General features: G+C 72.6%; 9 protein-coding genes. 2 read left to right on the top strand and 7 right to left on the bottom strand.

Annotation, left to right across the window (positions count from 1 at the left end; all coding sequences use genetic code 11):
* Window positions 1–651, bottom strand: a 651-nt coding sequence (locus tag I003_RS0131210) for an FGGY family carbohydrate kinase (RefSeq protein ID WP_486584495.1), incomplete at its 3' end; no start/stop codon positions are given.
* Window positions 652–836: 185 nt separating this feature from the next.
* Between I003_RS0131210 and I003_RS0131205 the strand changes: the two genes are divergently transcribed.
* Window positions 837–1,604 carry an IclR family transcriptional regulator gene (locus tag I003_RS0131205; protein WP_027775011.1) on the top strand — a complete coding sequence of 256 codons (768 nt, stop codon included), beginning with the start codon at window positions 837–839 and terminating at the stop codon, window positions 1,602–1,604.
* An 82-nt stretch (window positions 1,605–1,686) separates the two neighbouring features.
* Window positions 1,687–3,693, top strand: a complete 2,007-nt coding sequence (glpK, locus tag I003_RS0131200; RefSeq protein WP_027775010.1) for a glycerol kinase GlpK — start codon at window positions 1,687–1,689, stop codon at window positions 3,691–3,693.
* 24 nt (window positions 3,694–3,717) lie between these two features.
* Here the strand turns inward: glpK and I003_RS0131195 are convergent, their stop codons facing one another.
* The 6 genes from I003_RS0131195 to I003_RS0131170 form a co-directional block, all read right to left on the bottom strand.
* A complete protein-coding gene (locus tag I003_RS0131195) occupies window positions 3,718–3,972 on the bottom strand; it encodes a DUF397 domain-containing protein (RefSeq protein ID WP_027775009.1) in 255 nt (84 codons plus the stop codon).
* A gap of 210 nt (window positions 3,973–4,182) precedes the next feature.
* Entirely contained in the window at window positions 4,183–5,082 is a 900-nt protein-coding gene (locus I003_RS0131190; RefSeq protein WP_027775008.1) for a Scr1 family TA system antitoxin-like transcriptional regulator, read from the bottom strand.
* A gap of 155 nt (window positions 5,083–5,237) precedes the next feature.
* Window positions 5,238–6,026 (bottom strand): ABC transporter permease, encoded by a 789-nt coding sequence (locus I003_RS0131185; RefSeq protein WP_486584494.1) that lies wholly within the window; start codon window positions 6,024–6,026, stop codon window positions 5,238–5,240.
* An 11-nt stretch (window positions 6,027–6,037) separates the two neighbouring features.
* Complete coding sequence (locus I003_RS0131180; RefSeq protein ID WP_027775006.1) at window positions 6,038–6,856, bottom strand: SAM-dependent methyltransferase; 819 nt, start codon at window positions 6,854–6,856, stop codon at window positions 6,038–6,040.
* Window positions 6,857–6,986: 130 nt separating this feature from the next.
* Window positions 6,987–8,183 (bottom strand): hypothetical protein, encoded by a 1,197-nt coding sequence (locus I003_RS0131175; protein ID WP_027775005.1) that lies wholly within the window; start codon window positions 8,181–8,183, stop codon window positions 6,987–6,989.
* A 50-nt stretch (window positions 8,184–8,233) separates the two neighbouring features.
* Window positions 8,234–9,010 carry an ABC transporter ATP-binding protein gene (locus I003_RS0131170; protein WP_027775004.1) on the bottom strand — a complete coding sequence of 259 codons (777 nt, stop codon included), beginning with the start codon at window positions 9,008–9,010 and terminating at the stop codon, window positions 8,234–8,236.
* Window positions 9,011–9,482: the final 472 nt, after the last annotated feature.

Here is a 9,482-nt window from a genome sequence, read left to right as displayed (position 1 = left end):
GATGTCGGGGTCCCAGTCGAGGGTTTCGAGGTTCATGAGCATGGTGCGTGAGGCGTTGGTGACGTCGGTGACGTGGACGCCGCGTCCGGGGCCGCCGGTGAGGTTCCAGATGACCCAGGAGTCCATGGTGCCGAAGAGGATGTCGCCGGCTTCGGCGCGGGCGAGGAGGCCGGGGGTGTTGTCCAGCAGCCAGCGGATTTTGGGGCCGGCGAAGTAGGAGGCCAGTGGCAGGCCGGTGGTGGCGCGGAAGCGGTCCTGGCCTTCGGTGCCGCCGAGCTGGCGGCACAGTTCGGCGGTGCGTACGTCCTGCCAGACGATGGCGTTGGCCACGGGCTCGCCGGTGTGTTTGTCCCACAGCAGGGTGGTCTCGCGCTGGTTGGTGATCCCGATGGCCTTGACGTTCGCCGAGGTGATGCCGGCCTTGGCGACGGCACCGTCGACGACCTGCTGGACATTGCGCCATATCTCCAGCGCGTCGTGCTCGACCCAGCCGGGCCGGGGAAAGATCTGCTCGTGTTCCTTCTGGTCCACCGACACGATCCGGCCATCGGTGTCGAACACGATGCACCGGCTCGAAGTCGTCCCCTGATCGATAGCCGCAATGAACGGGCCGGGGCGCTGCGGGGAGGGGGCGCTGTCATCATCGGTCACGGTCTGCTCCTGCTCCGAAACGTCACGTCGGTCGCCGGGACCGTGCCGCTGCGCCGGCACCCCGGCCCGTGCTGAGTACATGACCAGCGCGTCCTCCCGCCGTCAACGACACACCGCCGACATTGTCGAACGAATCTGCTGCACCCCGCTTTCAACCGCGGGGCACGGAGGCTTATGGTCGGCGCGTGCCAGGTCCGGTTCAGTCGGTTGAACGCGCGGCGGCGATACTGCACTTGCTGGCGCGCGGTTCCGGCCGCCTCGGAGTCAGCGAGCTCGCGGGGTCGCTGGGGCTCGCGAAGGGTACGGTGCACGGGCTGCTGCGCACGCTGCAGCAGGTCGGGTTCGTCGAGCAGGACCGCGACTCCGGCAAGTACCGGATCGGCGACTCGCTCCTCGACCTCCGCTCCGGGCACATCGACGCCAACGAGCTGCGCTCCCGCGCCCTGAACTGGGCCGACGGGCTGGCCGCCAGAAGCCGCGAGGCGGTACGCATCGGCGTCCCCGCCGGCGGCCGGGTCCTCGTCGTCCACCACGTCTTCCGGCCCGGGGACTCCCGGCAGACCCTCGATGTGTCCACCCTGCTGCCGGCGCACGCGACGGCGCTGGGCAAAGTGCTCCTCGCGTACGACGTGAACGTCCCGGCGGCGCTGGACGCCGCGCCCCCGCCCGCCCTGACCCCGCGGACCCTGACCGCGCCGGCGGTGATCCTCGCGGAGCTGCGGCGGGTGCGCGAGTCGGGCTGGGCCGGCGAGCGCGGCGAACGGCGGCTGGAGGAGGCGGGGATCGCGGCTCCGCTGCGCGGCCCGGGAGGTCTCGTCGTCGGGGCGCTCGGCATCTCGGGGCCGGCCGAGCGGCTCTGCGAGCGCTCCGGCATGCTGCGCGAGGACCTGGTGGGACTGGTGCTCGGCACGGCCAGGTCGGTGTCGCGGGACCTGGGCGCGTCCCGCCGGTGACGGCCACGCGGAACACGGACGAAGGAGCGGACTGACCGGGCGGACGGTACCGGGCGGACGGAACGAACGGAACGGGGGCGGCGTGGTGCAGCGGTACGTGATGTCGGTGGACCAGGGCACGACGTCCACCCGGTGCATCCTCTTCGACACCCAGGGCCGGCTTGTCTCCGTGGTGCAGCGCGAGCACAAGCAGTACTTCCCGCGTCCCGGCTGGGTCGAGCACGATGCCGTGCAGATCTGGCGGAACCTGTGCCGGATCGTGCCGCAGACCCTCGCGGAGGCGGGCGCCGACGCCGCCCAGGTCGTCGCGCTCGGCATCGCCAACCAGCGGGAGACGACGGTGCTGTGGGACCGGCACACCGGCCGGCCGGCCGCCCGCGCCGTCGTCTGGCAGGACACCCGGACGGACGAGATGGCCGACCGGCTCGCCCGGGACCCCCGCGCGGACCGGGTGCGCGCGCTGTGCGGGCTGCCGCTGGCCACGTACTTCTCCGCGCCGCGGATCCGCTGGCTGCTGGACACCAAGCCCCGGCTGCGGGAGCGGGCGGAGCGCGGCGACGTGCTGTTCGGCACCATGGAGAGCTGGCTCATCTGGAACCTGACCGGCGGGCCCGCCGGCGGGCTGCACATCACGGACGTCACCAACGCCAGCCGCACGATGCTGATGAACCTGCGCACCCTGTCGTGGGACGACGAACTGCTGGACTTCTTCGGCGTGCCGAAGGCGATGCTGCCGGAGATCCGCTCCTCCACGCAGACGTACGGCACGACCACCACCGTCGTCCCCGGCATCCGCATCGCCGCGGCGCTGGGCGACCAGCAGGCCGCGCTCTTCGGCCAGACGTGTTTCGCGCCGGGCGAGGCCAAGTGCACGTACGGCACGGGCAGTTTCCTGCTGCTCAACACCGGCGAAACGCCCGCCGCCTCCCGGCACGGGCTGCTGACGACGGTCGGCTTCAAGATCGGGGACGAGCCCGCGGTGTACGCGCTGGAGGGCTCGATCGCGGTGACGGGCTCGCTGGTGCAGTGGTTCCGGGACGGGCTGCGGCTCATCGGCAGTGCGCCGGAGATCGAGACGCTGGCCCAGACGGTCGACGACAACGGCGGCTGCTACATCGTGCCGGCGTTCTCGGGGCTGTTCGCGCCGCACTGGCACAGCGAGGCCCGGGGCGTGATCGCGGGACTCACCTCCTACATCACCAAGGGGCACCTCGCGCGGGCGGTGCTGGAGGCGACGGGCTGGCAGACCCGGGAGGTGGTGGACGCGATGAACGCCGACTCGGGCCTGACACTGACCGGCCTGCGCGTGGACGGCGGCATGACGGCGGACAACCTGCTCATGCAGTTCGTCGCCGACGTCCTCGACGTGCCCGTGGTGCGGCCGATGATGGCGGAGACGGTCTCGCTGGGAGCGGCGTACGCGGCGGGGCTCGCGGTCGGTTACTGGCCGGACCTGGAGGGGCTGCGGCGCAACTGGCACCGGGCGGCGCAGTGGCTGCCGCGGATGCCGGAGAGCCGGCGGGCCTCGGAGTACGCCAACTGGCGCCACGCCGTGGGTCTGACGTTCGGCTGGACCCGGCCGGCGGAGAGCCCGCCGCCGCCGGGCTCGGACGTGGTGGACCTGGTGCTGGCCGACCACCGCAGGGTGGAGCACCTGCTGAGCACGCTGCGCAGCGAGGAGGCGGACCGCTCGGCGGTGCTGCGCGAATTTTCGGCGCTGCTGGTCGCGCACGCGGAGGCCGGCCGGGTGGCGGCGCGCTCCGACGACGGCGCGGTGGCGTACGCGCTCTGCCCCGACGACGGCGAGCAGGGCCCGGCGGCGCTCGCGCGCGCCCTGCTGGTGCTGCTGCGTCTGGACGACCTCGCCGGAGCGGAGTTCGACGCGGCGCTGGACCTGCTGGGCGGGGTCGCCGCCGCGCACATCGCCGCGGGCGAGCGCGTCCACCTCAACGCCCTGCGCCGCGGCGCCTCCGCGCAGGAGCGCGCCGTCCTCGGGCGCGCGTACGCCGTGGAGCGCGGGCGTCTGCTCGCCGCCGGCGCCGACGGCACGGCCCGGGTCGCTGCGCTGGCGGGCGAGCCCGTCACGTAGCCGCACATCCCCTGGGCGCTCCCGTCAGGCGCCGGCCGGGCCGCGGCCGGTGACGAGGTCGTCGAAGTCCCCTTCCTTCGCGGCCCTCAGAAACGCGGCCAGCCCGTCGGGGCCGTAGACCAGCGCGGGGCCCTGCGGGTCCCGCGAGTTACGGACCGCGACCGCCCCGCCGGAGAGCCCGGCCAGCTCCACGCACTCGCCGTTGGGGTTGCTGTAGTGGCTCTTGCGCCACTCGACGTCCCCCAACCGGCCCGCGGGCACACCGTTGTCGACCTGCATGGCTGCTCCCTCCAACTGATCTTCTGCGTACTGTACTTGTGTGTGTGCTTGCGGCTGCACTTACAAATGAAATTTCATCCAGCTATCACCGAGCGCTTGGACGGCGGTGGCGCACGGTGATCGGATCCGGCCCACGTGGCCGTACGGGAGAAGGGGAGAGCCCGGCGGAGACCTGCTCCACCGGGCCGGAGTGCTGCGCGGGAGCGCCCGTCAGGTGGTGTGCAGGACCCGCCGCAAGAACGCGTCGGTGCTCGTGTGCTCCGTCACCGGCGCGGCCAGCCGATCGACGGCCAGGCGGTGCCGCTCGACGTCGTCAGGATCGTCAAGGTAGAGCGCGCCGGTGAGCTGTTCCAGATAGGCGATGTCCGGGAGGTCCGCCTCGGCGAAACGCAGCAGCGTCACCGAGCCGGCCAGCGCCGTCGCGGCGGAGGTCTGCAGCGGCACGACGTGCACCGCGACCTCCGGGAACTCGGGGCTGTGCAGCCGGAGCAGATGGCGGATCTGCTCACGCATCACCGCGGGGCCGCCCACGCTGCGGCGCAGCGCGCCCTCGTCGATGAGCTGCCAGCAGCGCGGCGGATCGGGCCGGGCGAGCACCTGCTGCCGGCGCTCCAGCAGATCGACACGGCGGGCGACGGCGTTCGCGCTGTCGTCCGGGTAGGTCAGCCGCGCCAGCGCCGCCGCGTAGGCGGGGGTCTGCAGCAGGTCGGGCACGCGGTGGGACTGGTAGCCGCGAATCAGCGTCGCGGCCTCTTCCAGGCCGAGGTACGTTTCGAGCCAGCGCGGCGTCAGATCGCCGTACTGCTGCCACCATCCGGGGGTGTTGGCGCCGCGGGCCAGCGCGAGGTACGCCTCGCGCTCCCGGAGGTCCGTAACCGCGTAGAGCGTCAGCAGGTCCGCGATGTCGCGCTCCTTGCAGCCGCCCTGGCCGCGCTCCAGCCGGCTCATCTTGGGCACCGACGCCCGGATGGCCTGGGCCGCCGCGTCGAGTCCGACGCCGCGCCGGACGCGCAGCCTGCGCAGCCGGGAGCCGAGGACGATCCGCCGGATCGTGGGACCGCCCCGGCCGGGGTCCGTGCCGCCGCCGGGCAGGCGCCGTCCGCCGGCCACCGGTACTGACCCCGCCATCTCCCCTCCCCCGCCGGTCGGTTCACCATCCCGTCGCCAGCGCGGAATCATACCCGCCCGGACCCGGTTTCCCGAACCTTCGTCCGGTTTTCGCCCCCGGGAAGACGGCGCCCGGGCGTGCGGCGTGCCGGTGGAGATCAGCCGTTGGCGCCGGGTTCGTCCGCGGACTGGTGCCATCCCCCCACGACGATCCGGGCGAGCCAGCCGAAGAACCAGAAGACCAGCACGCCGAAGAGCGAGGAGAGCATCACGGCGGCGAGCAACTGTTCGGACTGCAGCCGCGACTGGTAGAGGTCGATGAGCACGCCGATGCCCGGCTGCCCCTGACGGAAGAAGAAGTCGCCGACGATGGCGCCGACGACGGACATCCCGGCGGCGATGCGCAGCCCGGTGAAGATGTGCGGCAGCGCGGCGGGCAACTGCAGTTTCCACAGCCGGGTCAGCCTGCCCGCGTTCTGCAGCCGGAACAGGTCGTGGTACGCGGCGTCGGCCGAGCGGATGCCGAAGAGCGTGCTGGTGAGGATGGGGAAGAAGGCGATGATGACGCAGACGAGCACCCGGGTGGAGAACCCGTAGCCCCACCAGAAGCCGAAGAGCGGAACCAGGGCGAGGATCGGCGTCACCTGCAGCACGACGAAGTACGGGAAGAGGGAGCGCTCCAGCCAGCGGGCCTGGCTCATCAGGATCGCCATGGCGATCGCTCCGGCCGCCGAGATGAGCAGCCCGAGCGAGGCGACCTGCGCGGACAGCAGCAGCGCGTCGAGGAGTTCGGCGCGGTTGTCGCCGTCGAGGAACCCCACGCGCACCACGTCGTGCGGCGGCGGGAAGAGGAAGCGCCGGTCCTCGGCCAGCACCACCATGCTGATCAGGTACCACACCCCCACGGCGGCACCGGCCACCAGCACGGCCGGCAGCCTCCGGAGCAACGGGCGCAGGTTCATGGCTTGACGGCCACCAGCGTGTAGGCGTTCCCCTCGGTACGGTCCGGGGGCTGCGGGCGCCAGCGGTGCGCGACCACCACGCCGGGGTCGACGGGCTCCCACCCGTCGATGATCCGCTCCAGCTCGGCGCGGTTGCGCTCGACCATCGGCGTCGCCCCGCGCGCCCAGACCTTCGTGAGCCGGTCCACCCGGGAGTCCAGCTCGGCGGAGATCTGGGACGCGGCGAGGTAACTGCCCGGGGCCACCCCGCGCCGGACCCGCGCCACCAGGTCCGCCGGGTCGTCCTCGTCGGGCAGGAAGTGCAGCAGCCCGACCATGAGCACGCCCACCGGCCGGTCGAAGTCCAGCACGGCGCGCGCGTCCGGGTGGGTCAGGATCAGCTCCGGCTGCCGTACGTCACCGGCGAAGGCCACGGTCTGGGCCCCGTCGGTGTGCAGGGCCTGCATGTGCGCCACGGCGACCGGGTTGTAGTCGACGTAGACGACCCGGGTGTCCGGGTCGATGTCGTGCGCGATCTCGTGGACGTTGGGCATGCGCCGCTGCGGCAGACCGCAGCCGATGTCGAGGATCTGGCGGATGCCCGCCTCCTCGACCAGGTAGCGCACGGCCCGTTCCAGGAACAGCCGCTGGGCGCGTACGCGCATCTTCACGTCCGGCATGAAGGTGGACTCCACCTCGTCCACCAGCTCGCGGTCCGGGCCGAGGTTGTCGCTGCCGCCGAGGTGGTAGTCGTACGTGCGGGAGGCGTGGGCCGCCGTGGCGTCGGGCAGGGGCGAGGTGCCGTGGGGCCCGTCGGCTATGCCGCTGTCGCTCATGAACCTCTCCGCATCGGCCGCGTTCCACCGCGGCTGTGCCGGCGCATACCGCGGTACGGGCCGGCAGAGCAGCTTACTCCACCTGGCCGCCGCGGCCCGCGGTGCGCGGACCCGGCGGTCGGGCCGCCGGTCATCCGCCGTGTCCGATCCCGGGGTCGAGGAACTCGTTGGTCACGACGTCCGCCGGCTTCAGGCCGGCCTTGAGGGGCTTCTTCTGGCCGGCGAAGAGGGGCTCGACGATGTCGATGATCTTCTGGACCCTCGGGGTCTCGAAGTTCCCGACGGTGGTGTCCTTGCCCTCCGCGTCGTTCGAGGAGATGCCGAGCTTCTTCATCTCGCCGATGCCGTACTTCGCGATGCCCTCGGTGAGCACGTCGCCGCCCCGGTACTGCTCGGCGATGTCGACGATGGTGGCGATCGTCGCCTCCGGGTCACGCATGTAGCGGACCTGCGACTGCTGGATGACCGGCACCAGCTTCTCCAGGCAGGGCGCCAGTTCGGCCTTCGCCTCGGGGCGGACGACGAGGGAGGGCCCGTAGATCGGGTAGCCGGCCTCGTAGACGAGCTGGCCCTTGACGGGCTTCATCCAGTCGTCGATCTCGTTTTCGAACATGTACGGGTCCTCGGCCGCGTACCCGGAGGAGGCGAGCTTGCCCCCGGAAGCCACGAAGCGCGCGGGCGAGCCGTCGAAGGAGCCGTCCACCTGGTCCTTCTTGAGGATTCCCGTGCCGGTCAGATACTCCATGTACGTATCGCCGCCGGAGTACAGGACCGTGGTGTCCGACGCGCCGACGTCCTCGATGGTTTCGAACTCCGGGTAGGTCTCCGGGTCCCAGTAGATCATCGTCGGGTCCTTCTCCAGCAGCGCCAGCACCGCGGTGGTGGGCTGCGTCGCGGAGAGCTGGACGATCTCGTCGAAGCCGCCGACCACCCCGAGGTCGATGTCCTCGTCCGTGTACATCTGCGCGGAGGTGGCGGCGAAGCCGATCGCCGGGCCGCCGGCGCGCAGTTCGAGCGAGATGCCGGTGTCCTTGCCGTCCGCGACCAGCGGGGCGGTGACGCGTTTGGCGTTCGCGTCCACCCGGAGGTCGTCACCGAGGAGCGCGTACAGCGGGCCGAAGGCCGTGGCGTTCGGCAGCCACGACGTCTGCACGGTCACCGTCTCGGGGCACACGCCGGCCAGGTCGGCCGCGCCGCTCTGCGCCGGAGGCGCCGGCTTCCCGCCGCCGCCCCCGCCGTCCCCGTCGTCCCCGCAGGCGGCGGAGGTGAGCAGGACACCGGCGGCGAGCGGCACGGCTAAGGAGCGCAGAGGAGTCTTCACGGGCATCGGGGGTACCTCCGGAGGTGGTGGGGGGGCCGGTGGGTTCTCGGTCGGTGTCACAGGGCCGCCGTGCGCATGCAGGCGGACACGTCGGCCGCGATGCGGTTCAGCTCGGGGTCGTAGCGCAGGCTCTCGCTTCGCGGGTAGCCGAACGGGACGGTGAACTCGCCGCAGATGCGGCCGGGCCGGGGGGACATCACCACGACCCGGGTCGACAGGTAGACCGCCTCCAGCACGGAGTGCGTGACGAAGACGGCCGCGAACCGCTCGGCGGCGAAGAGCCGGAGCAGGTCGTCGTCCAGCCGCTCGCGGGTGATCTCGTCCAGGGTGCCGAACGGCTCGTCCAGCAGGAACAGCTCCGGGCGGAGTGTGAGGGAGCGGGCCAGGGAGACGCGCATGCGCATGCCGCCCGAGAGGGCACGCGGCCGGTGGCCGGCGAAGTCGGTGAGGCCCACCAGCTCCAGCGCGGCGTCGGCGCGCTTGCGCCGCTCGGCGCGCGGGACACCGCGCAGCTCGCCGAAGAGCTCGACGTTCGTACGCACCGAGCGCCAGGGCAGCAGCGTCGGGTCCTGGAAGACGTAGCCGAGGCGGTCGGCGCGCGCGGCCACGGCACCTGCGGTGGGCTCGACGAGCCCGGCGGCGATGCGCAGCAGGGTGGTCTTCCCGCAGCCGGAGGGGCCGACGACGGAGACGAACTCGCCGGCGGCGACGTCCAGGTCGACGGGCTCCAGCGCGCGGGTGCCGTCGGGGAAGCGCTTCTCGACGGCACCGAGGGAAAGGACCGGGCCCGCACCGGACACGGGCGCGGCCTCGTCGGCGTCCGCGACGGTCATGGGCCCACCTCCCGTGCGCTCCGGCGGGGGGTCAGGTCCGCCGGGCAGGTTCTGCGCCGCGGCGGAGCGCCGCGGGCTCGGGGCCACAGAGGTTACGTGATGGGCCCGGACACTCCGTGACGCGGGGTGCCCCTGGGACCGCGGAGGGCAGCGGTCCCGCGCACCGGGCGGGCCAGACGCGCGCGGACCGGGGCGGCGGGACGGGGGGCAGGACGCGGCGAACGCCGGGCGGGCCCCGGCCGTCGCTCCGCGGGCGGGCCGTGTGGCGCCGGACGTCGGGTGATCAACGCCGCCTTCCCCGTCATCCTCCCGGACGGCACGGTCAGGGGGAGGACGGGAGGGACCACACCGTGCAGGTCGCCACCCCGGCCGCGCGCTGCCGCCGCGGGCGGCCGTGGCACCACAGAAGTCCAACCGGTGTCCGAAAAGTCCAATGAATCGGGGCGCGGCGTCTGTTGTGCCGCGCCCCCCG

The organism is Streptomyces sp. CNQ329, from assembly GCF_000482585.1.
This window is presented reverse-complemented; position numbering and strand designations above follow the sequence as displayed.

Coding starts and splice junctions, on each gene's coding strand:
- I003_RS0131180 (WP_027775006.1), bottom strand. CDS start 6,856: ATGAGCGACAGCGGCATAGCCGACGGGCCCCACGGCACCTCGCCCCTG.
- I003_RS0131170 (WP_027775004.1), bottom strand. CDS start 9,010: ATGACCGTCGCGGACGCCGACGAGGCCGCGCCCGTGTCCGGTGCGGGC.
- I003_RS0131195 (WP_027775009.1), bottom strand. CDS start 3,972: ATGCAGGTCGACAACGGTGTGCCCGCGGGCCGGTTGGGGGACGTCGAG.
- I003_RS0131175 (WP_027775005.1), bottom strand. CDS start 8,183: ATGCCCGTGAAGACTCCTCTGCGCTCCTTAGCCGTGCCGCTCGCCGCC.